This window comes from Sneathiella glossodoripedis JCM 23214 (assembly GCF_000616095.1).
GTDB classification, from domain to species: Bacteria; Pseudomonadota; Alphaproteobacteria; order Sneathiellales; family Sneathiellaceae; genus Sneathiella; species Sneathiella glossodoripedis.
Genome location: NZ_BAMS01000001.1, coordinates 715,269 through 738,331 on the forward strand (window position 1 = coordinate 715,269; position 23,063 = coordinate 738,331).

General features: G+C 46.5%; 20 protein-coding genes and 1 pseudogene. 17 read left to right on the forward strand and 4 right to left on the reverse strand.

What is annotated here, in order from left to right:
* Together rdgB and hemW are read left to right on the forward strand one after the other, a co-directional pair.
* Complete coding sequence (gene rdgB / locus JCM23214_RS03585) at positions 1–615, forward strand: RdgB/HAM1 family non-canonical purine NTP pyrophosphatase (protein ID WP_025897598.1); 615 nt, start codon at positions 1–3, stop codon at positions 613–615.
* Positions 590–1,771, forward strand: a complete 1,182-nt coding sequence (gene hemW / locus JCM23214_RS03590; protein WP_051548008.1) for a radical SAM family heme chaperone HemW — start codon at positions 590–592, stop codon at positions 1,769–1,771. Before rdgB ends, hemW begins: the two co-directional genes overlap by 26 nt.
* Here the strand turns inward: hemW and JCM23214_RS03595 are convergent, their stop codons facing one another.
* Positions 1,772–3,229, reverse strand: coding sequence for a penicillin-binding protein activator (locus JCM23214_RS03595; RefSeq protein ID WP_025897601.1), 1,458 nt, complete (start codon positions 3,227–3,229; stop codon positions 1,772–1,774).
* Between the two features lie 140 nt (positions 3,230–3,369).
* On the opposite strand from JCM23214_RS03595, the gene JCM23214_RS03600 reads away from it, so the two are divergent.
* The 4 genes from JCM23214_RS03600 (at position 3,370) to JCM23214_RS03615 (ending at position 7,047) form a co-directional block, all read left to right on the forward strand.
* Entirely contained in the window at positions 3,370–3,750 is a 381-nt protein-coding gene (locus JCM23214_RS03600; RefSeq protein ID WP_025897602.1) for a YraN family protein, read from the forward strand.
* Positions 3,751–3,822: 72 nt separating this feature from the next.
* Complete coding sequence (locus JCM23214_RS03605) at positions 3,823–4,419, forward strand: BON domain-containing protein (RefSeq protein WP_025897603.1); 597 nt, start codon at positions 3,823–3,825, stop codon at positions 4,417–4,419.
* Positions 4,420–4,498: 79 nt separating this feature from the next.
* Positions 4,499–5,440, forward strand: coding sequence for a glutathione synthase (gene gshB, locus JCM23214_RS03610; RefSeq protein WP_025897605.1), 942 nt, complete (start codon positions 4,499–4,501; stop codon positions 5,438–5,440).
* Between the two features lie 89 nt (positions 5,441–5,529).
* Complete coding sequence (locus JCM23214_RS03615; protein ID WP_025897606.1) at positions 5,530–7,047, forward strand: YifB family Mg chelatase-like AAA ATPase; 1,518 nt, start codon at positions 5,530–5,532, stop codon at positions 7,045–7,047.
* 9 nt (positions 7,048–7,056) lie between these two features.
* On the opposite strand, the gene JCM23214_RS03620 is transcribed toward JCM23214_RS03615, so the two are convergent.
* The gene (locus tag JCM23214_RS03620) at positions 7,057–7,830 is read right to left on the reverse strand and encodes a tetratricopeptide repeat protein (RefSeq protein ID WP_025897607.1); all 774 of its coding nucleotides are present in this window, start codon (positions 7,828–7,830) and stop codon (positions 7,057–7,059) included.
* Positions 7,831–7,941: 111 nt separating this feature from the next.
* Between JCM23214_RS03620 and JCM23214_RS03625 the strand changes: the two genes are divergently transcribed.
* The 5 genes from JCM23214_RS03625 (at position 7,942) to JCM23214_RS03645 (ending at position 15,371) form a co-directional block, all read left to right on the forward strand.
* Positions 7,942–12,675 carry an RHS repeat domain-containing protein gene (locus JCM23214_RS03625; protein ID WP_025897610.1) on the forward strand — a complete coding sequence of 1,578 codons (4,734 nt, stop codon included), beginning with the start codon at positions 7,942–7,944 and terminating at the stop codon, positions 12,673–12,675.
* A 75-nt stretch (positions 12,676–12,750) separates the two neighbouring features.
* Complete coding sequence (locus JCM23214_RS03630) at positions 12,751–13,467, forward strand: SIMPL domain-containing protein (RefSeq protein ID WP_025897611.1); 717 nt, start codon at positions 12,751–12,753, stop codon at positions 13,465–13,467.
* A 12-nt stretch (positions 13,468–13,479) separates the two neighbouring features.
* Positions 13,480–14,340, forward strand: a complete 861-nt coding sequence (locus JCM23214_RS03635) for an SDR family oxidoreductase (protein WP_025897612.1) — start codon at positions 13,480–13,482, stop codon at positions 14,338–14,340.
* 48 nt (positions 14,341–14,388) lie between these two features.
* Positions 14,389–14,985, forward strand: a complete 597-nt coding sequence (locus JCM23214_RS03640; protein ID WP_025897613.1) for a TetR/AcrR family transcriptional regulator — start codon at positions 14,389–14,391, stop codon at positions 14,983–14,985.
* On the forward strand, positions 14,982–15,371 hold the full coding sequence (locus tag JCM23214_RS03645) for a hypothetical protein (RefSeq protein WP_025897614.1): 390 nt from the start codon (positions 14,982–14,984) through the stop codon (positions 15,369–15,371). Before JCM23214_RS03640 ends, JCM23214_RS03645 begins: the two co-directional genes overlap by 4 nt.
* Before the next feature lie 3 nt (positions 15,372–15,374).
* Here the strand turns inward: JCM23214_RS03645 and JCM23214_RS03650 are convergent, their stop codons facing one another.
* Complete coding sequence (locus JCM23214_RS03650) at positions 15,375–15,944, reverse strand: TlpA family protein disulfide reductase (RefSeq protein WP_025897615.1); 570 nt, start codon at positions 15,942–15,944, stop codon at positions 15,375–15,377.
* A 41-nt stretch (positions 15,945–15,985) separates the two neighbouring features.
* Here JCM23214_RS03650 and argH point away from each other — a divergent pair, with 41 nt between their 5' ends.
* From argH to JCM23214_RS23010, 6 genes and pseudogenes are all read left to right on the forward strand, one after another.
* Positions 15,986–17,377, forward strand: a complete 1,392-nt coding sequence (gene argH, locus JCM23214_RS03655; RefSeq protein ID WP_037492571.1) for an argininosuccinate lyase — start codon at positions 15,986–15,988, stop codon at positions 17,375–17,377.
* Positions 17,377–17,499, forward strand: coding sequence for a hypothetical protein (locus tag JCM23214_RS25820; RefSeq protein WP_267879370.1), 123 nt, complete (start codon positions 17,377–17,379; stop codon positions 17,497–17,499). The genes argH and JCM23214_RS25820 overlap by 1 nt, the downstream gene beginning before the upstream one ends.
* Before the next feature lie 14 nt (positions 17,500–17,513).
* Positions 17,514–18,782 (forward strand): diaminopimelate decarboxylase, encoded by a 1,269-nt coding sequence (lysA, locus tag JCM23214_RS03665; RefSeq protein WP_025897617.1) that lies wholly within the window; start codon positions 17,514–17,516, stop codon positions 18,780–18,782.
* Positions 18,783–18,816: 34 nt separating this feature from the next.
* Positions 18,817–21,227 (forward strand): annotated as a pseudogene (locus tag JCM23214_RS26980) (DUF4175 domain-containing protein).
* Positions 21,228–21,291: 64 nt separating this feature from the next.
* The gene (locus JCM23214_RS23005; RefSeq protein WP_084264539.1) at positions 21,292–21,723 is read left to right on the forward strand and encodes a hypothetical protein; all 432 of its coding nucleotides are present in this window, start codon (positions 21,292–21,294) and stop codon (positions 21,721–21,723) included.
* Positions 21,714–22,292 (forward strand): hypothetical protein, encoded by a 579-nt coding sequence (locus JCM23214_RS23010; RefSeq protein WP_084264541.1) that lies wholly within the window; start codon positions 21,714–21,716, stop codon positions 22,290–22,292. Before JCM23214_RS23005 ends, JCM23214_RS23010 begins: the two co-directional genes overlap by 10 nt.
* On the opposite strand, the gene yaaA is transcribed toward JCM23214_RS23010, so the two are convergent.
* A complete protein-coding gene (gene yaaA / locus JCM23214_RS03685) occupies positions 22,285–23,058 on the reverse strand; it encodes a peroxide stress protein YaaA (RefSeq protein ID WP_025897620.1) in 774 nt (257 codons plus the stop codon). The two genes, JCM23214_RS23010 and yaaA, sit on opposite strands and share 8 nt — an antisense overlap.
* Positions 23,059–23,063 lie beyond the last annotated feature (5 nt).

The following is a 23,063-nucleotide window of genomic DNA, read 5'->3' on the forward strand; positions in this document are numbered from 1 at the left end:
ATGCATCGGCAGTTTTCAGGAAGTCGGCTAATCGTTGCCAGTCACAATCAAGGAAAAGTGCGTGAAATTGGTGAATTGCTGGATGACTTTGGCGTGGAGCCGGTATCCGCAGGCGAATTGGGCCTTCCTGAACCTGTGGAGGATGGTGATAGTTTCATCGCAAATGCGAAAATCAAGGCGTTGGCCGCAGCCACAAAATCCGGTGAGGTTGCGCTTAGCGATGATTCAGGTTTTGCAGTTGAAGCTCTGAACGGAGACCCCGGGATTTATTCAGCTCGTTGGGCTGGCCCGACCAAAGATTTTTCAATTGCAATGGCCGCAGTGAACGAGAAACTGCAGGAGCTTGGCCCCAACGCAAACAAACGATCCGCGTTCATTTGCGCCTTGTGCCTTGCATGGCCGGATGGTCATACAGAATGTTTTGAGGGCCGGGTCGAGGGCTCATTCACCTGGCCTCCTCGCGGAGACAAGGGATTTGGGTATGACCCGGTGTTTATACCAGAGGGCAGCACTCTTACTTTTGCAGAGATGGACCCGACTGATAAGCATGCTATTAGCCATCGGGCTGATGCCTTTCGGCAATTGATTGATGCCTGCTTCAAGTCTGACCAATAAGCCTGACCCGGGTTTCGGGGTCTATTTTCATTGGCCGTTTTGCCGAAAGAAATGCCCCTATTGTGACTTTAACAGTCATGTTCGCGCGACCCTTGATGAAGATTTGTGGATTAAGGGCCTGACCTCAGAACTTCGTTACTACGCAGAACGATCAGACAGTCGGAGAGTTACCAGTATATTTTTCGGTGGCGGTACGCCTTCATTAATGTCGCCCAAGGCCGTTGGAACTTTGCTTGATGCGGTAGACGACCTTTTTGAAATGTCTGATGATGTGGAAATTTCACTTGAGGCAAACCCCACATCGTCCGAAGCGGAATCGTTTTCCGGTTATAGGCTGGCTGGTGTGAACAGGCTGTCCATGGGGGTCCAGTCATTACAGGATAAATATCTGAAATTCCTTGGGCGTGAGCATTCAGCAAGCGAAGCCTTGGAGACGATTGAGCTCGCTAAGCGCCATTATGACAATATTTCCTTCGATTTGATTTATGCACTTCCTGATCAAACGCTTCTTGAATGGGAATCTGATTTGCTGACGGCAATGGATCTGGCTGGTGATCATCTTTCGCTTTATCAGCTAACGATTGAGCCAAATACCGGTTTTGCCGGCGCTTATAAACGCGGTGAATTTCAGCTGCCACGTGATGAGCTGGCAGAAGATATGTATTTGCTGACACAAACACTTTGCGGGCAAAGAGGATTAAGTGCATACGAGATTTCAAACCATGCCCGTGCAGGATATGAATGCCGGCATAACCTAACCTATTGGCGGTATGGGAGTTATTTGGGTGTTGGCCCCGGCGCACATGGTCGGCTGCTCGAAGATGGGGTTCGATATGCAACTGCTCAACTAAAGCGGCCTGAAAGTTGGCTGCGAGCGGTTACTGAAGAGGGGCATGGAACAGAGAGCATGGAACCTGTTGGCAATGCTCAGGAATGCGCAGAAGAGGCATTGCTGATGGGAATGCGTCTGAGCGAGGGTGTCTGGTTTGAGAACCTTAAGCAGGTAGCGGGTATCGATTTTGAAGCGGTCGTTTCAAAAGAAGGTCTGGAGCGGCTGCTCAAAGCTGGTTTCGTGGAGATGGACGCACATAAGATTGTAGCCAGCAATAACGGCCGATTTGTTTTGAATTCGGTTCTCGCAGAGTTATTGGGCTAATCAATTTATAGCGGGTGTGAATGTCGTCGGTGCGGCTTCCAATAATTCCAGACTATCTTGCCCTAACTGCATGACAGCAAGCCCACGTTCAGCGAGCCCACTACTGTTAAAGCGAAATATCCCATTGTATCCAGAGAAGCCTTTGGGACTCTCCAACCGGTCTTTTGAAAATTTCTGTTCGACGTCATCAAGCGCAAGTAGCCCCGATAATGCCATTGCGTCATAAGCAAGGCTGGCGATGCGAGGAGGGGTGTATCCATAAATTGAGTTAAATCGCGCCAGAAAACTGTTGGCTGGTCCGGGTGCTGGAGCTGCAAACCACCCCCCTACCAAAGAAGGTTCTGTCGTAAGGCTTACATCCGCCCATAACCCGGTCCCAATAAATTGGACTTTGGCCGGATCCACATCGTAGAAAGAAAGTAGCGGAGCAAGTTCCCGCAGGCGCTGCCCTCCTTCAGGAATAATGATAGCTTCAAAATTGACTTCACCGAGTGTGTCAAGCTTTGCGAGCTTTTGAAAAAGTGCTTTGGATTGAGGATCTTTTTTATCTTTGACCTTGTTAATCTCTCGTTGCAGGTTGGCTTGACGGACTTCGTAATTTGCAACGCTTCGAGCAATGGACTGGAGCTCTTCTGAACCTGGCGGCAAATCAGTTGGAAACCGGTTTACCTGTGTAAGCGATACACCTAATTTTCTACTTTCGGCCTCAATGCTGTTCATTGCTGTCTCACCATATGGTGTTTGAGGGGCGAGTACAGCGAATTTCGAGAGGCCTTGTCTGTAGGAAAATTCAAGAATTCGGCTAATTTGCTGCTGGACTGTCAGACCCAAAAGATACACACCGTTTCCGGCGACACTCACATCTGTGGAAAATGTGAGTATGCTAATGTTGTTTTGCCGGGCCATAGGCTGAATAGCCCGAACGGAACTTGCAAACAGAGGGCCAAGAATAATTTCAGCGCCTTCTTGTATTGCAGATGTTGCAGCGTCACGCGCCCCGTCAACTGTTCCTTTTGTATCGTAAGGTTGCAGTCTCAATTGTGTGTTGTTCAGATCAAACAATGCGATTTTGGCAGCGTTTAACAAATCTGTTCCAACTTTTTCATGTTGGCCAGAGAGGGGGAGCAAAATGGCGATTCGAACGGCAACTGCGTCTTCGGGTAACTGAGGCCGATTCAATTGGACTGATGGTTGGTTAAACTTGGGCTGATCGGTTGTTGGCTTCTGCCGTTGGCTTTCCAGAAGCTTTTCGGCGGCCAGCTTTTCCTGAGAAATCGTTTCTTCAGCAGGCTGGGTGGCTTTTGGGGTTGGTTGCGTTTCTTCTGTTTTGGCGACGGGCTGTTTTTGTTCCGGATTTTGCAGAAACGGAGAAATCGTTTCACAACCGGTGAAAAGTTGTAGGGAAATGAAAATAGCCAGTAAGCGCTTTCCACCTGAAAACCTGAAAAATCGTCCCATGAATCTATACTTCCCCGTCACAAGCCCTCGCGCAGGCTGGTAATTCTGTCATTTGGGTGTATCCTAAAATTTCATGACTTTGGGCTGCAAGCAAATAAAGTTCAATCTGTTTGACTGAAGCAGTCAAGTGAGGCGAATTTTTGACATCTGCATCAAAAAACAAAAGAAAATTTCGCAAGCAAAGAGCCTATCGGCGCGGTCTGATAGCTGAGAAAGCTGCACTCCTTTTTCTTTTAGTCAAAGGGTATAGATTATTGCAATTGCGCTATAAGAAACCGGTCGGGGAAGTGGATCTGCTCTTGAGAAAGGGAAAAACACTTGTTGCCGTTGAGGTTAAATTGCGAGAAACCGAGGAAGCCGCCTTGCTCGCAATTGGCAATATTCAAAAGCGCCGCATTCGAAATGCCTGTGCGCAATATGTTACAGAGAACCCTCAATTTTCCAGTTACGATGTTCGTTTCGATGTTGTTGTAATTACGAGATTTTTTAAAATTCCGTTACATATTGAAAATGCTTGGTAATAGAGATTGTCAGCTTTTATCGCAGTCGGATTGAAGCTATAGTCGCTGAAAAAATGGTTAAGGGTTTGCTTGATGAAGTGGGTGTTGGTTTTGTTTGTGGGTGCAATCAGCGCCTTTTCTTTGGGAGGCTGCACCCCCGTTGGGATTGCAGTGGGTGGTGCCGCCGCAGCAGGTGTTGTTGTCGCGGAGGAGCGTTCTGTTGAGGATGCATTCAAAGATACCGGTATTAAGCTGGATATTGCGAATAAACTTTTTCAGGAAAGTGAGACCCTTTTTGTAGATATTTCAACAATCGTATTCGAAGCGAGGGTGTTGATGATGGGGGAGGTGGCCCGTGAGGAAGATCGTCAAAAAGCCCTTGAAATCGCATGGTCAAATCCTGAAGTCAAAGCGGTCCTCAATGAAATTAAAATCAGAGATGAAAACAAACCTGCTTCGAAGACTTCGGATGCTTGGATAACTGCAAAACTTAAAACCAGACTGGTTCAGGATCTTTCCATTAAACATATCAATTATTCCGTTGATACGGTTAATCGTGTCATTTATCTCATGGGAATTGCGCAAAATCAGGCTGAGCTTAATCGAGTGAAGCTTCATGCGCGCGATATTTCCGGTGTCGATGGCGTGATCAGTCATGTGATATTAAAAACTGATCCCAGACGCAACTAAAAGCTTGCAGTCCGCTCTAAACTGGTTACATCAATCATTGGCGCAAGCGGGTTAGGAAACACAAACACAGGATAAGAATATGAGCCTCACAGTTGCCATTCAAATGGATCCCATTGAAAGTGTTGACATTAATGGTGATAGCACCTTTGTGCTGGCACTGGAAGCGCAGGCACGTAGACATAGCCTGTATCATTACGGGCCTGGTGATTTGTCCTATCGGGATGGGAAAGTTACCGCCCGTGCAAGAGCATTATCGGTACGCAGAGAGTTGGGTAATCACCATTCGCTGGGCGCTGAAGAGGTAATCGATCTTTCGCAAATGGATGTTGTTCTCATGCGGCAGGATCCTCCATTTGACATGTCCTATATAACCGCAACTCATTTACTCGAAAAAATCCACCCAAAGACCCTGGTGGTCAATGATCCTGCGAGTGTTCGCAATGCGCCTGAGAAGATATTTGTCACCCAATTTGAAGGTGTATTGCCACCTACTTTGATATCTTCTGATATCAATGAAATGAAAGCCTTTCGCGAAGAACACAAGGATATTATTGTTAAGCCACTATACGGTAACGGCGGAGCTGGTGTTTTCCATTTAAAGCCAGAAGATGAAAATCTGACGGTTGTCCATGAACTGTTTACTCAATTCTACCGCGAACCCATGATTGTGCAAAAGTATCTTCCTGAAGTTCGCAAAGGGGACAAGCGTATAATCCTTGTAGATGGGGAGCCTGTTGGGGCAATCAACCGTGTTCCTCAAGAAGGTGAAAGCCGCTCCAACATGCATGTCGGTGGGAAAGCGGTGAAATCTGACCTGACACCGCGCGAGGAAGAACTTTGTGAAATTATTGGCCCATCCTTGAAGGAACAGGGGCTTATTTTCGTCGGTATTGATGTAATTGGCGATTACTTGACTGAGATAAATGTAACTTCACCCACAGGGTTACAGGAAATAAATCGGTATGATGACGTAAAGCTCGAAGCAAATATCTGGGATTGTATCGAAGCCAAAATCGGATAATTTTCAGTTGCATAAATAATACAATTAATTAGGGAATTACCAATTAATAAATAAATGTTATGGTGTTGCTCTTTTTTGGGGGAAGAGCAATGCAGTCACGTATTACAACTTTGGCCTTTCAGGGGCTGGAAGTTCGTCTGGTCAGCGTACAGGTCTTGATGGCTGCGGGTTTGCCAGCGTTTACTGTCGTGGGCCTTCCTGATAAGTCAGTCGCGGAAAGTAAGGAGAGAGTGCGAGCGGCTCTCACCTCACTTGGGATTGGTCTTCCTGCAAAGAGAATAACCGTAAATTTGGGGCCTGCTGATTTACCCAAGGAAGGAGCCCATTTTGACCTGCCCATTGCTGCAGGATTACTAACTGCGATGGGTATCCTGCCAGCAGATGAAATGGAATCCTTTCTGGTTTTGGGTGAGCTTTCACTTGACGGAGCTTGTCAGCCAGTAAATGGCGTTCTCCCGGCAGCAGTTGAAGCGGTTTCTCAATCTCTCGACCTGATATGTCCCGCTGGAAATGGTGGGGAAGCGGTTTGGGCTGGTGATCTTGATATTCTGGCCCCCAAATCATTGCTGCATCTGGTGAACCACTTCAAAGGTAGTCAGGTGATTTCATCTCCAATTGCTGAAGTGGAAAACACTGAACAGGTTCAGTTACGGCTTGAAGATATAAAAGGGCAGGAGGCAGCAAAAAGAGCCCTGGAAATAGCCGCAGCGGGTGGTCATAACTTGTTAATGAGTGGGCCACCCGGTTCCGGAAAATCCATGCTTGCGGCACGCCTTCCATCCATTTTACCTAAGCTTGACGCGCGTGAAGCATTGGAAGTCAGTATGATTAACAGCATGGCCGGCGTGCTGAAAGACGGTAAACTTACACGCAATCGCCCCTATCGTGAGCCACATCATTCTGCTTCGGTTGCTGCAATAATAGGGGGAGGGCGGCGGGCTAATCCCGGTGAAGTCTCTCTTGCGCATCAAGGGGTTCTTTTTCTGGACGAACTGCCAGAGTTCGGCCGTCAAGTTCTTGATACGCTGCGTCAGCCAGTTGAAACGGGCCGTGCAGTTATTGCCAGAGCCAATATGCATGTGACATACCCGGCCAGATTTCAACTCGTTGCCGCAATGAATCCCTGCCGGTGTGGCCATTTGGACGACGCCGCCAAAGCGTGCTCGCGGGCACCAAAATGTGCGGTTGATTATCGATCCAGAATTTCGGGACCGATGCTGGATCGTATTGATATTTTTGTTGAGGTTCTAGCACTGAGCGCCTTTGATCTTACGAGAGCCAAACCTGGGGAGAGGACGGAGGTTGTCGCGAAAAGAGTGCAAACCGCAAGGGAAATTCAGCGTGAACGTTATGAAAGTTTTGCACCGGGCAGTGACATTCGAACCAATGCAGAAGCAGAAGGTGATACGTTGGAAAAAGCCGCACCATTGGATGGCGAATGCCTGAAACTGATGGAAGAGGCAATTGAGCGGTTCCGGCTCTCAGCCAGGGGCTACCACCGCGTGCTTAAAGTAGCCCGAACGCTGGCGGATTTGCAGGCCTCTGATCAAATTAACAGATCTCATGTGGCGGAAGCATTGAGTTACAGGCAAGGGTTAAGCGGATAGGAAGGTGCCTTAGTCGAGTTCCAGTTTCTCGATATTACGCCGTGCGATTTCACCTGCAGGGCTGTGCGGGGTAATTTCCAATACGGTCATCCAATCGTCGCGAGCGGCTTCGGTGTTGCCCATAAGACGGTGGAGAATTCCTCTTTCAATGAGAGCATCTATTTGAGAGGGGTCAAGTGTGAGTGCAAGATCAGCGTCTTCAAGCGCTCTTTCATTATTTCCCAAATGACGCCAGGCTGCAGCGCGAAAAGCAAGTGCATCCGCACGTGTGGGATCCAAGCGGAGAGCAAGGTCCAGATCATTGAACGCCTCTTGATAATTTTCTGCCGCTGCGAGAATGCGGCTGCGATCAATTAGTAAATCAATGTTTCCGGGATCAAGGTCAAGTGCAGCACTCGCCACGGCATGGGCTCTGGGAAATTGTTCTGCTAATAGCCAACTATTCGCTGCCTGACTTAACATAGCGACAACATGCTTACTGCCTGCTGCATGCATGTCTTCGGCGATTTTTTCCATTCGGTCAGCTGCAAGGTGGTATTTTTTCATTCCCATAAGCGCGAGTGCAGCGCAGTGCCGTGCAGGGAATCCTCCTCCTTTGTCACGCCACGATAGCGCTGATTCAAAGGCCAGCTCTGGTTCAATTCTTGTGAGCTTCAGGCAGGCTTCGTATTCTTGGTTTTCACTTCTGGCTATTGCTTTTTGGGACCATATCACTACTGAAAAAACGGTTAAGAACAGTATTGGAATGAGGACAAAAATATATTTGGATTGAAAGCCCCTCACTCAGCATCTCCACGGTATTTTGAAGTATTAACTTTTTTCAACTTCACGAGCTAACGGCAAAATACGTCAAAAATAGGAATTTTGTCTGTCAAGTTGAATGAAGGGTGCATAATGACTGAATTAAGCAAGGATGCAAGTAGTCTCGTTAATGGTAATTCAGCAGGTGAGTTTTCCATTCATAAAAAAAGAGCATCTGCCAATTTTAGCTACCTGCTTCCCTTGGTTCCGCTTAACCACGGTCCTGCGCTCTATCTTGCCTTAAATTACGACAGCAGCATTGAAGGTCCCGGTTATTTGCCATGGGGATGGTCTTTGCAAGGTACGGATACGATTGAAAAAGCAAAGGGTGGGATGTTTTTTCTAAGTGATGAGCTCGTGTATCCCCAAGAAGTGGAGCAGGATCTTATTAGTCTTTATGACATGAACGGAATAAAAACCACATATAAACGGGAGAAAAATGCGCCTATCGAAAGATACAACCCAATTTGCGTGGAAGATGTATACGGTAACCGATGTGATTTTAACTATGATGACGAGTTAAAGCTTGTTCGGGTAGTGCCAAATATCAAAGATCAAAAAACACCAACAATCGAATTCGATTATGAGCCGAAATCTGGTCAATTGCAGTGTATTCGGTCAGTGTTGGATGGTCAGAATTGCTATGCGACAGAAATCATCAGAAGCTACCAGCAAATATCAAAAATTCGATCATCTTCCTTAAAAAACGGGAGAGAGCAGGAAACTGAAGTTCCGGAGTTTGAGTTTGATGTTTCAGCGAAGTTGATGACAAAAGTTAAATGTCGAAAAGATGCTGAAATCAAAATCCAATACAAAGGGGAGACCGGAGTCGTATCGAATTACTGTGAAGTCAGCAAACCTTTCAGAAATCTTCGCCAAACTGTCGCTTTTGACGTCTGTACAGGAAAACGACATGCGGCGCATAACAGCTATTATTATTTTGACCGGGTGACTATTTATTCCTCAACTTTGAGAACCGGATCCAACTGGCGTTACGGTCAACATGGTTCAGTTGCAGGACTATTGACAGGCGAAGAGTTCGGCTCGAAGCAATCAAGTGACGGAGCTATCATCCCTCAGAGGGCGCAGTATTATAAATATTGTAGTCCGAACTCTTCCTCGTCCCCAAAGATTAGCGAAATTGCAACATTTCGAAAAGACCCGCAGGGTGAGAAAAAATATTCCTATGAGAAATTTGAATATGACAATCAAGGTAATCTCACGTGCAGTTCAAATGGAAAAACCGCGACATATAATGAATATATTGAGGGACCAGCTCCCTATCATACTTTTTTCTTAAAATCAGTAATGCACTGTGATGTCACCAAATTGAATAAAAAATCACAGGGTAAGATCTTGTCAGCGGAAAGATTTGAGTATGATTTTGATCCATATAGCGGGGCTTTAGTTCGTCAACGGCATCAACAAGCCATTGAAGTCGGTAAGTTTCTGAATCCCGTTATTTCTGAATATGATACAGCGGGCAGATTGACCCAACAGATTGATCAGAAGCAGTCGGTAACCGTATTCAAATACGATGAATATGGGTATCTCAAACTTCAGATTTCAAGCTCACCAGATAAAAAAAATAACCTAAAGAATCAATTTTGGTATTGTCCCATTTCAGGTGCGCTCCGGGAAAAAAAACTGGGGAATGGAGCGCATTGGAAGTACAAAATTGACGGTTTTGGAAATGTGTTAACTGAATCCCGAAAATCAATTTCTGCCGATTGGGATGACAGATGCCTTGTTCTTTCGCGTAAAGTTGATTGGTGTGAAAGCGCTGGTCTGTATAGAGAAGTTATAGAAAGACCTGCCGGAAATGAAACAGAAGTGGCAGTTACAATAATTCTGAAAGATGGATTGGGGCGACCTTTTGTCATTGTGCAAGCACTGGATGAGAACAGATGGGAGGTTGAACTACACCATTATGATCTTAGGCATAGGATGACTGCAAAGAGCCAGTCTTTTGTAATCAGATCAAGTAGAGAAGGACTCATTGCGCGGCTGTTGAAACAGAAAAAAGGAATTGAGTGGGAAAAATCCTATTCCGACCAATTTGGGCGTTTGTCAATGGTGCGTCAGCCGGATGGATCAAAAGCAAGTTATCAATATTTTGAACGTAAAGAGGGGTTGCAGATTGAGCAGGTCACATTCTTTAGTCCCAATGGTCACCAGCAACATGTTGAAAGGCGCGAGTATTCGGCAGACGGTGAAGTTCGGTTTCGGAAAACCGGTGATACGGAGCAGACTATTCAGAAGCTGGACATTATTGGGCGTGTCGTATCTGAGCGCTCGGGCATTAATAATAAGGTGGATTACACCTATGATCTGATGGGGAATTGCGTAAAAGAAGAACGTATTCAAGGTGGAATAACTAGTTATGTTTATGATCAAAGTGGCTCGCTTTGCACAATGGTCAAAGACGGAGAGAAATTTTATTATAAGCGAGACTGGCAGGGGCGAGTTGTAAAATTTTCGTCGGATAGCCCTAATAATGAGCTATCCCAAAATACGATCCAGTACAAATATGATGAGAATGAAAACATCACCTATCGGATAAATCATCTTGCTGACGGAACAATAATTCGATCCGGTATTTCACCGTTCGGTGAAGAGATCTTTAGAAAGGTAACAATCGACGGGCGGGAATTTGATCCCGTTAGAACAGAATATTGGCCAAACGGGCAGGTACGGCGTCGCCAGTTTCCGGGGGGCAGGTTTATTGATTATGAATATGATGTGAAAGGCGTCATGCGGAAAGTGAAGCGTGACGGTGAAGAGAACCCGCTAGTTACTTCTGAGTATTTGAACGGAAATGGTCTTACGCAGAAGCTACGTTTTCAAAATGGAGTCGAGGAAACCTGGCGTTTCAATGGAAATGGTCAGATCAAGTCACTCATAGTCACTGGTGAAGGGCAGGCAGGCCAAAGAAAAACATATTTCAGTCAAGGGTTTGACTATTTAAACGGCTCCCCCGCAAGAATTTCTGCCATTTCAAACAAGCGAGAGGCTCGGAAGGCTGAAACTGAATATTTTAGTTATGATGAGCGGTTTGGATTATCGTCAGTTTACACCGCCGGTTCAGGAGAGAAATTATCTCAGACCTGGGGCGTAACTCAACCATTCGCCGGCAAAATCAAGCGCTCAGGCAATGGGTATGCAAATCGAATAAGTCATGTAGCAAACAGCACTGATTTAAAGTTTGATAAACTTGGCAACTTAATCAAGGCAGACAGTGAGACACAAGATGGCAAAATCACAAGTGCTTTTCGCTACGATGAGAAGGCAAACCTATTGCAGGTATGCCAAAGTGATGGAAGTGAGTCGATATTTCTGGATACGGATTACGAGTGCCGGAAAACCGAAAATGGCGATATTTATTATGTGATTAAGGTCGTCGGGCCAAATGGTTTTATTGCAGAGCTTTGCTGTTCGACCGATACAATAGGTAAACAAGCCTTTTCTAGCGATGAAAAATCAGCCGGCCTGCGTTTTACTGCGCAACGGGCTGAAGATGTATTCATTCATTTAGATCATCAGGGATCCAGTATTCTTGCGACAGGGAAAGATGGGAAACCGCTTGCACATCTGAAGTTTCTTCCTTTTGGAAAAATTGATGATGACAAAAGTAGCGGTGTTATTTTCTTTAACCCTTATTTTGCGGGAATGCGATTTGATCACAGATTAAATTTGTATTTTTCCGAAACGAGGGTCTACTGCCCAATATCATTGGAATATCTTAGCCCTGACCCAGCACGTGGATTAGCTGACCAATTCGCTTATCCTCCCGATCCGATTAATTTTTATGACGAGCAAGGGTTGTGTCCTTGGCCATGTAGTCGTCGGTCATTCAAGGAAAATTATGGCAGGCCAGCAAATTTAAAAGCGGGTGTAATCTTAACAGGTCTTAATTGCTTTCTGGTATTCTTACCCGTTCATTCACTGATTTTTGGATTTGATTTTCCTGCCACATTGCGTTGGACAATCGGTTTAAGTGCCTGGTTTTTTACGGTATCGCTTCTTACAAACTTGTTCGAGAATTTTAACCGAACATGCCGGGGTCAACGAAACAATCCGGAGACGTATTTGTGTGGGCCAAACAGCTTGATTGTTTTCAAATCGCTTATTTCCGTACTGGTTGCAGTTACCTATTTGGGACCAATGCTGTCTTTTATTGGAAATGATGAATGTGAACCTTATGCGCTGCTTAATTGTTCTGACAGTTTTTACAAAATGAACCTTGTTCGAGGTTTGTTGGCGACTTCAATTGCGGCTCCTATCGCCAATTTAGTCAACAAATGTGTAGTACAATCGGAATATAGAAACAGGGCATTGTTCAATCAGTTTATATCCAGCACAGGTAGTCTCTGGTTTTCTTATTTGATTTGGCAAATTTTTGACGTTGCTCAGCTGTATTTTATCTATGACCGGGGGCCTAAGGGCGTTCTGCATTTCAAACGTGCGTTTTTGACAGGTGAAATTTTCTTGGGTCCGCTTATGGCGCAACCCAACCCGGTTTGGGGTTTGTTGCCTGCTTTGTGCCCTGCAAATTTTTGGAATTATTTTTTCGATGACCGGCCACGGAGCACGGATGGTGCGCAAATTCCGTGGTTTGCGGATCCACAGCCAATGGTGGGATCCTCAAGACCTTCAGTGGAGATGACTGATGTTGAGGATCCTGAGGGAGGTGGCGATGAGGATGAAGGTTCAGATGGAAGTTTGGAGATTGTTGCTGTAGAGCCAGATGGAGAGGATGAGGATGCGCAAGCAACGCTTCCATATGGTAGAGACGTAGAGCCGCAAGAGAATGATGATGATGTCTGATTTCTCACACGCCATAAATCAGTCTAATTTCGCCTTTAATTGCTGAACTAACAGTTCACAGGAAGGATTTCAGCAATGAACAGGCTATTGGCTTTCACTGGTATTTCATTTATTGCTCTGGCTACGACGGCACTGGCTGCTGAACACATGCCAGTTCAGGATCATGTTGTTTTGAAGCTGACAGAAGAAGGTTGGGTGACAACTCATTCTGCAGATGTCGATGTGCATTTTAATATTGTTCAGCAAAAAGAAACCGCAGACGAGCTCAAAAAGGAGATACTGGACTCGCTGGAGAGGTTATCGCCAGGCACTGAATGGTATGTATTATCTTCGCAGGAGACGAAAGATCGAACAGGCCTGAACAGATGGAATGTTTCAGCCAATGCTCGATTGCCTGAGAAAAATATTGCTGGCCTTCAGGATAAGGCAGAAGAGTTGAGCCGTGCGGGCTTTAAAATAATAATAGGGCACGTAAATTTTGCTCCTTCTTTGGCGGAGCGAAATTCCCTCCTCGCGAATTTACGAAATCGTATTTATATGAAGGCTAAGGAAGAAGCCGAGCGATTGAGTAAAACGATGGGGGGTGAGCCTTATCGGGTTCAATCGGTCAATTTTACAGCCAGTTTTACAGGCCACCAGCCTGCAATGGCCAAAAATATGATGTTGCAGCGTTCTGCTGCAAATATGGAATCTGATCACTCAAGTGGAAGCGGTGCTTCAAAAATGCCTGTTTCAGAAAAACATCATGTTGAGGCGGTGATCACTTTGGGGCGGTTGGTTCCGGTAAAATAGCAGGTTTAATTGATGGCAAACGGACTTTTGTGTTTCGGTTTTGGGTTTACGGCCAAGGAAATTGCTAAAAAGCTCCCTGATTGGAAAATCTGGGGAACTTCACGGTCTATTGAAAGGCAGAGAACTGACTTTGACCATGTTGAGCCTGTTTTATTTAACGGTATAGAATTTCCCAGTAGAATTTTGGAAATTTCCCATCAGGTAACCCATATACTGTTGTCTGTTCCCCCTGGTGAAGATGGAGATCCGGTTTGCGAACTGTTGCGGCCGCATCTTCAGAAGTTTAAACAGTTGAAATGGGTCGGATACCTGTCAACAACAGGTGTTTATGGTGATTTGAACGGCGGCGTTGCAACTGAGGATACCCCACGCAATCCTTCTGGCGTCAGAGGACAGAGACGTGTCGATGCGGAAGATGCGTGGACCTCATTAGCGCAGGATCATAACTTACCATTACATATTTTCCGATTACCTGGAATATATGGACCGGGGCGCAATCAGTTGGTTTCCTTGCAAAAAGGAAAAGCACATCGAATTGTTAAAAAAGGGCATGTATTCTCGCGTATCCATGTAGCTGATCTGGCAAATATTCTGATCGCATCAATGGACCAGCCGAATCCCGGACGAGTTTATAATGTGGCAGATGATTTACCTGCGCCGCCTCAGGATGTCGTAACTTACGCTGCACAATTGTTAAATGTAACACCTCCTCCCCTTCAGGAGTTTGAGGCGGCAGCTCTGAGCCCTCTGGCACGCAGTTTTTATTCTGACAACAAGACTGTCAGTAATGAGCGGATAAAAACTGAACTGGGTATTTCGTTAAGCTTTCCAACTTATAAAGATGGTTTGAAAGCCTTGTCAGAGGAGCTGTGAGTGTTTATGTAACAATTCTGTTATGTGACGCACAGTGCGGGAATAGTAATGCCAAGAGCCAAATGCTTTGATAGAGAGGAAGCCCTTCAAAAGGCTATGCGTGCGTTTTGGGCACGCGGCTATGAGGCAACCTCAATTCAGGATCTGGTGGAATGCATGGGGATTAACCGCGGAAGCCTCTATGATACCTTCGGTGATAAACACCAATTGTTTCTGGCAGCGCTGGATCAATATACGGATAGTTCTTTAACGCGGGGACTGGCGTTACGCGAAGATGGTAATGCGGCTTTGATCCTGAAAGATTACCTATACAGCTTTATGTATCGCACATTGGGAGATCCGGAAAAGCGAGGCTGTTTTGTTACCAACACTGCTGTTGAACGGTCCTCATATGATGAGCAATGTGCGAAAAAGCTGCGGGAATATTATGATAACGTGGAGAAAGACCTCGCTTTTTTAATTGAACGAGGTCAGCAAGCTGGCGAAATCAACAACAAAAGACCCGCCGGTGAATTGGCGTCCTTTTTTGTCGGGGTCATGCAAGGGGTGCGGGTGCTTGGTAAAGTCCGCCCGGAAGAAGCTGCATTAAGGCCAATGATTGAGGTGGCTCTGGAAACTTTAAACAGTGACGCGAAGGCCGCATGAGTTTTTCTCCTGAGCTTTGGGCGTCAGTGGTCCATGCCGCAATATACATTAGTCTGATCCTGTTTCCCTGGATGATTGGTGGGGCACGTATATTTGCAGGTATTCTTGGGTTTGGCGGAATTATTGCGCTTCTTGCAATGGATTATTTTGTAGGGCAATCCAGTGATGACCTTGCCCTAGCCAGAGATTTGATGCTTTTAACATTGCTAAAAGCAGTGTTTTTCTTTCTGGTAAGCCTCTTGATCGAGCGAATCTTTCGGGCCTATTTGCTCAATAGGGTGCGTACAAAGCCGGATTCGGATGGTGTTGATGCAAAATCCAAAGAAAAATTTGATCGTGAAATGAAATCCATGAAAGAGAGAAGTGAGAAATTTTTGGGGCAATAGAGTTTATTGCGCCATTATTTGCCGGATCAATTTCACCGCTTCTTCGCTATCCCACTCAGCTGGACCAACCAGCCGGGCGACCTCTAACCCTTCTTTATTGATGATCAGCGTTGCAGGTAGTCCAAAGACGCCTGCTGCTCGACCCGATTTCAGGGTTTTATCGTTATAGGGCGCCAGATTTTTGATTTTCAGGGCTTTAAGAAACTTTTTAACACGTTCAATTCCTTGAATGTCATGACTGATTGCCACGACTTCAAACTCATCGGAGCCCAACTCTCCTTGCAGGCGGTCAATGGAGGGCATTTCTTTTTTACAGGGTGCGCACCAGGTCGCCCAAAAATTTAGGAGAATGGTTTTCCCTTTGAACTCTGAAAGGTTAAGGGTCTCTCCGTTTTCGTTGACAAAACTGAAGTCTTTAAGCGGTTCGGGATTGGATGCGATGGTAATGTTTTTCATCTCCCCCACTGCAAGTTCCTTCAGGTTTTGGGAGAAAGCGGTTGAAGTGGCCCCCACAAGCCCTGTAAATGTAAGCAGGAAACCGATTAAGGCTATTTGCGTCTTTTTCGTCTTCATCGTTTTTACTGTCCAACTGTATTCAAGAGAGCCCGAGAATTATGAGCGCTAATGAGCTTTGGGGTGGCAGGTTTGCCAAGGGTCCCGCAGAAATTATGGAACGGATCAATGCATCCATTGATTTCGACAGGCGCCTGTATCGACAAGATATTACCGGATCCCTGGCCCATTCAAGCATGTTGATGGCGCAAGGTATAATATCAAGGGAAGATGGTGAAAAAATTCAGCAAGGATTGCGAACAATTCTTCGTGAGATAGAGGCTGGAGATTTCAAGACTGACCCTGCGCTGGAAGATATTCACATGCATGTGGAGGCCCGGTTGCGCGAATTAATTGGTGACGCCGCAGGAAGATTGCACACCGCGCGTTCACGCAATGATCAGGTTGCGACCGATATGCGCCTTTGGGTTCGCGATACAATGGATCATTTGGATGGTGAGCTTAAAGAGTTGCAATTGGCGTTGGTCAATCTGGCAGACGAGGAAGCTGGCACTGTGATGCCCGGGTTCACGCATTTGCAGGCTGCGCAGCCGGTAACGTTTGGTCATCATATGCTTGCATATACGGAAATGTTTGCCCGTGACCGTTTTCGTCTTGCTGATGCGAGAAAGCGTTTAAACGAATGTCCCTTGGGTTCCGCTGCTCTCGCAGGAACGTCATTTCCAATTGATCGTGAAATGACAGCCAACGAGCTAGGGTTTGATCGGCCTACTGCAAATTCACTTGATGGAGTCTCAGATCGGGATTTTGCGCTGGAATTTTTGGGATTCGCTTCAATTTGTTCTATGCATTTGTCACGTTTGGCAGAAGAAATTGTGATCTGGTCAAGTGCGCAGTTTCGTTTTGTAGAATGTTCGGATAGTTTTTCAACCGGCTCTTCCATTATGCCGCAAAAGAAAAACCCGGATGCTGCAGAGCTTATTCGAGGTAAAGCGGGGCGCAGCGCTGGTGCATTTAACTCTTTGCTGATGATGATGAAGGGCCTTCCTATGACCTATGGCAAGGATATGCAGGAAGATAAGGAGCCGGTATTTGATGCTGCTGATAATCTTCAGCTTTGCCTTGCAGCGATGACCGGTATGATTAGCGACCTTTCTGTGAATAGGGAAGTGCTGAAAGCAGCGTCAGGCGCTGGTTTTGCAACCGCGACCGACCTTGCAGACTGGTTGGTTCGGGAGCTGGATATGCCTTTCAGAAACGCTCATCATGTGACCGGCGCACTTGTAAAGCTTGCTGAAACCAAAGATTGTGGGCTCGAGGATTTAACTCTGAGCGATATGCAGTCAGTTGAACCAACAATCACAAGCGCTGTTTTTGACGTGCTTGGAGTTGATAACTCTGTCGCCAGCCGTGTTAGCTATGGTGGAACTGCACCTGAAAATGTTAAGGCACAAGTCAAGCGCTGGAAAGATCAATTGGCAGGAGAGGCGTAATGCAGAAATATTTGACTGTCTTCCTGATCATGTTTTTGATGGCGGCTGGTATCAGTGCGTGTGGTAAAAAAGGGGAGCCTGTATATCAAAAAGGCTCTGAAAACAGTAAAAGTAACGGCTAAGCGAGGCCCACCAGATGGATCATTTTAATTACCGTAACGGTGAGCTTTTTGCGGAAGACGTATCCGTTGCCGAAATCGCGAAAAAGGTTGGAACGCCCTTTTATTGTTATTCCACAGCAACACTTGAACGACATTTCAAAGTTTTCTCAGAGGCATTTGATGGAGCCAATGCGCTGGTTTGCTTCGCGGTAAAAGCCAACTCCAATTTAGCCGTGATTCGTACTCTTGCCCGTCTGGGTGCTGGTGCAGATGTAGTCTCTGAAGGTGAGTTGAAGCGTGCCCTAGCGGCCGGGATACCAGCCTCAAAAATAGTTTTTTCAGGGGTCGGTAAGCGCCCTTGGGAGATGGAAGCGGCTTTAAAGGCAGGTATTCACCAGTTTAATGTGGAATCTGAACCGGAAATACGGGTGCTGTCCGATGTAGCAAGTCGGTTGGGCATGGAAGCGCCCGTGGCGTTTCGGGTGAACCCAGATGTTGACGCCAAGACCCATGCCAAGATTTCAACGGGAAAGGCTGAAAATAAATTTGGTGTCCCTTGGCAGGATGTTTCACGGATTTATGGTGAAGCGGCCAAGCTTCCGGGAATACGCATTCAGGGGGTTGATGTACATATTGGATCGCAACTAACCGATCTGGACCCATTTAATAATGCGTTTCATCGTGTACGCGAACTTGTAATGCAACTCCGTCAGGAAGGGCATGACATAACGCAGGTTGATCTGGGCGGTGGCCTTGGTATTCCCTATGACGGGACAATTCCACCAAGCCCACTCTCATACGGTGCTGTTGCTTTGGAGGCAATGGGCAATCTTGGGGTTCAGCTTATTTTTGAGCCCGGTCGGTTGATTGTTGGGAATGCCGGTATTCTTGTCAGTGAAGTGATTTACGTAAAGCAGGGGGCGGAGCGCAAATTTGTCATTCTGGATGCTGCAATGAATGATTTGATCCGTCCGGCAATGTATGATGGCTATCATCATATTGACACAATTATAGCTCCAACTGGTGATGTGGAATTGGAAGAAGCTGATGTCGTGGGACCGGTTTGTGAGACAGGTGATACGTTTGCAAAAGGCCGCAAATTACCGCCCGTCGCTGCCGGGGATTTGGTGGCCTTTCGGAGTGCAGGTGCTTATGGTGCCGTGATGGCGTCTACTTATAATACACGGCCTTTAGTACCTGAAGTTCTTGTAAAGGGTGATCAATTCGAAGTGATACGGGCGCGGCCCAGCCTTGATGAGCTTTTACAACTCGATAATGTACCCGCATGGCTGGATAACGACTGAAAAAGCGTTATCTTAGTTCCCTGTGAGGAATTGAATGGATGAACGCGATACAGACTTGGTAACTAATCTGAAACTTCAACGGAAAGTTGCGGTTTTCTTTATCCTTGCCGAGCGTATTTGGGAGAGTTCCACTGCGCTTTTCTGTACTGTGCTCCTTTTTGTTGCATGTACGCTTTCTGGTTTGTGGGAAGTGCTCGACCCTGTTCTCCACCTGATGGCTCTTGCGGGTTTTCTGGTAGCCTTACTGTTTTCCGTTCGACATTTTAGGGACCAGTTCCATTTTCCGGAACAAGCCGAGGCAGATGCTCGTCTCGAGCGGGAGAGCAATCTCTCTCACAGGCCCGTACGCTCAATGGCCGCAGTACCCAAGTGGTTGCATGATGATAACGCACGCAGCCGATATTTTTGGAAACTGCATCAGGATCAACACCATAAGAAACTTGGCCATGTAAAATATTTTTTGCCAAAATTTGGCCTGTCTTCGTCTGATAAATATTCTCTGAGGTCTCTCGTCATTCTCTTGCTGCTTAGCGGTTATGTCGTCGGCGGGACTGCTCCATTTTCACATTTCAGGACCGCATTTAAACCTCACCTAGGAGGGGAGGAAATCAGCCTCGCAATGGATATTTGGGCCGCTCCACCGGAATATACGGGCCGGGCTCCTCAGTTGATCCATCAACTGACAGGTGAAGAAAGCAGGGATCTACAAGCTGCAGAACAAGGGATTAAAAAGTTTACTCTGCCTGAGGGAGCAAAACTGATCGGTCGTGTAAGCGGTGGTGGCAAGGATATTCCGGCGTTTTTTGTAGGAGATGAACAGTTTCCTTTCGAAGTTATAGAAGGCGAAAATTTTCAGATAGAAGTGAATGAAATCGGGGCCGGGCGCTGGACCCTGGAGAAGGGCGGAGACACGCTAATTTCCTGGGATTTTGAAATCATTCCAGATTTGCCTCCGATTATCAAAATGTTGACTTTGCCCGCCGTGACAGACAGATCAGCGCTTAATATTATTGCGCTGGCTGAAGACGATTATGGGATTCTGGATCTAAAGGCCCAAATATCAAAACCTGATCAGCCTGAAATTCTGGAAATTCCTTTGCCATTTCCGTCGGGTTCTCCGGTAGTTGAAAGTAAAAGTTACCACGATTTGACGGCTCATGCTGGGCGGGCCTCGTTACAGATTTGTGGGTAGTGGGCAGGGATATAAAAGGGCAGGCCGGAAAATCTAAAAAGGTACGAATTACACTTCCTGAAAGGGAATTTAGAAACCCTATTGCAAGAGCATTGGTGCATGAGCGAAAACAGCTTTTCATTGATGCCGATAAAAACAGATTTGATGTGGTTGGGGCATTAGGTGTCATACTATCCCTTCCGGAAGCGATGACGGGTGATTTCGGGGCTGCTTTGATGGTGAGTGTCGCTCGTAGTGAATTACTTTTCAGGTCCGGAGCCAATTCCATCGAAGAGGTCACCGAACTTCTATGGCAAGCGGCCCTTAAATACGAAAATGGAAACCTCACCCTTGCTGAAGAGGCGCTAAGAGAAGCAGAAAAAAGGCTGATGGACGCGTTGAATAGTGGGGCAACAGATGAGGAAATTAGGCGTCTCGTAGAAGAGCTGAAGCAGGCGATGGATGAATTTTTAGCCGAGCTGGCCCGAAATCAACCTGAAAATCAACCGAACACAGGTGAGGGAGAAGCACTTCGAGCGCAAGATCTGGACAATTTGTTAAGTCAAATTGATGAATTTGCCCGCTCCGGAGCTCGCGATGAAGCTCGAAATCTGCTGAGTCAATTGCAGGATATATTGGAAAATTTGCAATCCGCAGGAATGACCCCGACGCAGAATGGGCAGACGGCTCAGAAAATGTTGGACGCGCTTGAAAAACTAGCGGGGGATCAACAGAAGCTTTTGGATGAGACTATGCGCTCCGTTCAACAGAATGGTTATCTGCAACGGTCGGATGATGAGGCGCAATCAGGTAGTCTTGGTGAACTTGCAAAGCAGCAGGAAGCGTTACGTCAGATGTTGGGTCACATAATGGGAGAAATGGGGTTGGAGGGGAAAATACCGGGTGCTTTGGGTAGGGCGGAGCGAGCAATGAACGATGCACGTGAGCAGCTACAGCTCGGTGATGGCGATGCAGCCCAGGCCTCACAACAGGAAGTTCTCCAGCAATTGCAGCAAGGAATGGAAGGAATTGCGCAAGCACAAGGTACAGGTGCCTCTGGTCAGTTCGGTAGTAATGGAAACAGAGATCCTCTTGGCCGTCAGTCCGGTTCTGATGGCGGGCGAACCGATCCCAATTCAAATATAAATATTTTTGGAAAACCGGGTCTGTCCGCAACTCGTGCAGTTTTGGACGAGTTACGCAGGCGTCTGGCGGACCCTAACCGCCCGGAATTGGAAAAAAAGTATCTGAAAAGGTTGTTGGAGCGTTTTTAATACTGGCGAACTTTTCCGGATTCGCGCTATTTCATAATAAAAATAATCATGCGATTGAGGCGAAATGTCTGAAGATCATCCGTTTGCACAATATGTCCGCGCACTTGGCAAGGGTCCAAATATGTGGCGCGACTTGGATTTTAACGAAGCAAAAGACGCCATGACGATGATCCTGCGCGGCGAAGTTGAACCGTTGCAGCTTGGTGCTTTCCTTTTACTGCTGCGCAGGAAGGGGGAAACTGGTGCAGAGTTTGCCGGCATGGCCGCCGCCGTGAGAGAGCAGTTTTCGGTCGTTAAGGAGCCTGTCGCTGTTGATTTTGATTGGCCATCTTACGCGGATCGGCACCGTCAACAACCTTGGTTCGTCCTGGCTGCGATACTGTTGGCGGATCAGGGGTTTAAGGTCTTAATGCATGGTATTGATGGTTATCATGACGGATATGCGCCCACACGCCCGGTATTGGAGCGCTTGGCATTGCACAGGCAGTGGATCTGACAGATGCGAATGAGCGGCTTCAAACAGAGAATCTTGTGTATGTTGGGCTGGAAAATTTCTCTCCCGAATTACAGAAACTGTTCGACCTAAGACCGTTTTTGGGTGTGCGCACCGCGGTCAATACATTTGCACGCGATTTGAACCCGTTGAATGCGATTTGCCAGATGCAAGGTGTGTTTCATCCACCTTATAAAAAGGGTCATCTGGAAACAGCAAAAATACTGGGTGTTCCCAACGCAATGATTTTCAAGGGGGGCGGCGGTGAAGTTATGCGAAACCCAATGAAACCAGCCCGCGTAGATGCTTTGATCAATGGTGAAGAGCGGGAAATTGTCTGGCCGGCACTGACCAATGAAAATACCTATAAATGGCGCGAAGAAAATTTAGCCCCTGAACAGGTGGTTAAATTGTGGACGGGGGGTGAACTGAGCCTTTCTGTACCCATTCTGGGTGTCATAGGAACACTTGCCATTGCCCTTAAAATGAAACATCCCCAGATGAGTGAAGAGGGGCTGGATAAAATGGCTCATGAAATATGGGAAGCCCGCGATAAGGACCGCTTCAGCTGATCACTCTGTGAAATTGTAACTCAGTTTCATTGGACAGCTCTTTTATTAATTTATAGCCAGCCAGGTTGAAGTCTTTCAGGCCTTCTGGAGAATCTATTTCGTTTTCACTTATGAACCTTGCCATCATCCCGCGCGCGCGTTTTGCGGAGAAGCCGATGACTTTTGCTGTGCCGTTTTTTACCTCTTTAAATATGGGGGTTACGACTGGGTATTTGAGAGCTTTTTTGGGGATTGCTTTAAAGTATTCGGTTGATGCCAAATTGACTACAATTGGATTCTTGTGCCTTTCAAGTTCAGCATTCAAAGCCTTGGCCAGCTTGTCTCCCCAAAAAGAATATAGGTTTTCTCCTCGTGAATTGGGCATTCTTGTACCCATTTCCAGCCGGTAAGGCTGAATAAGGTCAAGTGGCCTGATCAGACCATAAAGGCCTGATAAAATTCGGACATGCTCTTGCGCAAATTTCACCGCTTTTTCATCCAGTGTGTTAATTTCCAGACCGGCATATGTGTCTCCGTTAAAGGCATAAGCCGCCTGTTTGGCATTTTCCGGAGTAAACGGGAATTTCATCTCCTTGAAGCGTTGAAAATTGAGCTCACTCAAATCATCACTGATCTTCATCAGCCTTTTCAAATCGTCCGGTTTTTGAGTTTTCGCTGCTTTCAGGAGTTCCTTAGTGTCAGATGTAAATTGAAGATCTGAATGCTCTTTGGGAAGGTTTTCACGGTCAAAATTCAGTTTTTTGGCAGGTGAGAGTAAAGCGAGCATTTTCT

Excerpts from the sequence above, each read along its gene's own strand:
- JCM23214_RS03625 (WP_025897610.1), top strand. The coding sequence starts at position 7,942 with ATGACTGAATTAAGCAAGGATGCAAGTAGTCTCGTTAATGGTAATTCA.
- rdgB (WP_025897598.1), top strand. The coding sequence starts at position 1 with ATGCATCGGCAGTTTTCAGGAAGTCGGCTAATCGTTGCCAGTCACAAT.
- JCM23214_RS03615 (WP_025897606.1), top strand. The coding sequence starts at position 5,530 with ATGCAGTCACGTATTACAACTTTGGCCTTTCAGGGGCTGGAAGTTCGT.
- JCM23214_RS03595 (WP_025897601.1), bottom strand. The coding sequence starts at position 3,229 with ATGGGACGATTTTTCAGGTTTTCAGGTGGAAAGCGCTTACTGGCTATT.
- JCM23214_RS03640 (WP_025897613.1), top strand. The coding sequence starts at position 14,389 with ATGCCAAGAGCCAAATGCTTTGATAGAGAGGAAGCCCTTCAAAAGGCT.
- JCM23214_RS03645 (WP_025897614.1), top strand. The coding sequence starts at position 14,982 with ATGAGTTTTTCTCCTGAGCTTTGGGCGTCAGTGGTCCATGCCGCAATA.
- JCM23214_RS03605 (WP_025897603.1), top strand. The coding sequence starts at position 3,823 with ATGAAGTGGGTGTTGGTTTTGTTTGTGGGTGCAATCAGCGCCTTTTCT.
- argH (WP_037492571.1), top strand. The coding sequence starts at position 15,986 with ATGAGCGCTAATGAGCTTTGGGGTGGCAGGTTTGCCAAGGGTCCCGCA.
- JCM23214_RS03650 (WP_025897615.1), bottom strand. The coding sequence starts at position 15,944 with ATGAAGACGAAAAAGACGCAAATAGCCTTAATCGGTTTCCTGCTTACA.
- JCM23214_RS03630 (WP_025897611.1), top strand. The coding sequence starts at position 12,751 with ATGAACAGGCTATTGGCTTTCACTGGTATTTCATTTATTGCTCTGGCT.
- JCM23214_RS03635 (WP_025897612.1), top strand. The coding sequence starts at position 13,480 with ATGGCAAACGGACTTTTGTGTTTCGGTTTTGGGTTTACGGCCAAGGAA.
- hemW (WP_051548008.1), top strand. The coding sequence starts at position 590 with ATGCCTGCTTCAAGTCTGACCAATAAGCCTGACCCGGGTTTCGGGGTC.
- JCM23214_RS25820 (WP_267879370.1), top strand. The coding sequence starts at position 17,377 with ATGCAGAAATATTTGACTGTCTTCCTGATCATGTTTTTGATGGCGGCT.
- JCM23214_RS23005 (WP_084264539.1), top strand. The coding sequence starts at position 21,292 with ATGTCTGAAGATCATCCGTTTGCACAATATGTCCGCGCACTTGGCAAG.
- lysA (WP_025897617.1), top strand. The coding sequence starts at position 17,514 with ATGGATCATTTTAATTACCGTAACGGTGAGCTTTTTGCGGAAGACGTA.
- gshB (WP_025897605.1), top strand. The coding sequence starts at position 4,499 with ATGAGCCTCACAGTTGCCATTCAAATGGATCCCATTGAAAGTGTTGAC.
- yaaA (WP_025897620.1), bottom strand. The coding sequence starts at position 23,058 with ATGCTCGCTTTACTCTCACCTGCCAAAAAACTGAATTTTGACCGTGAA.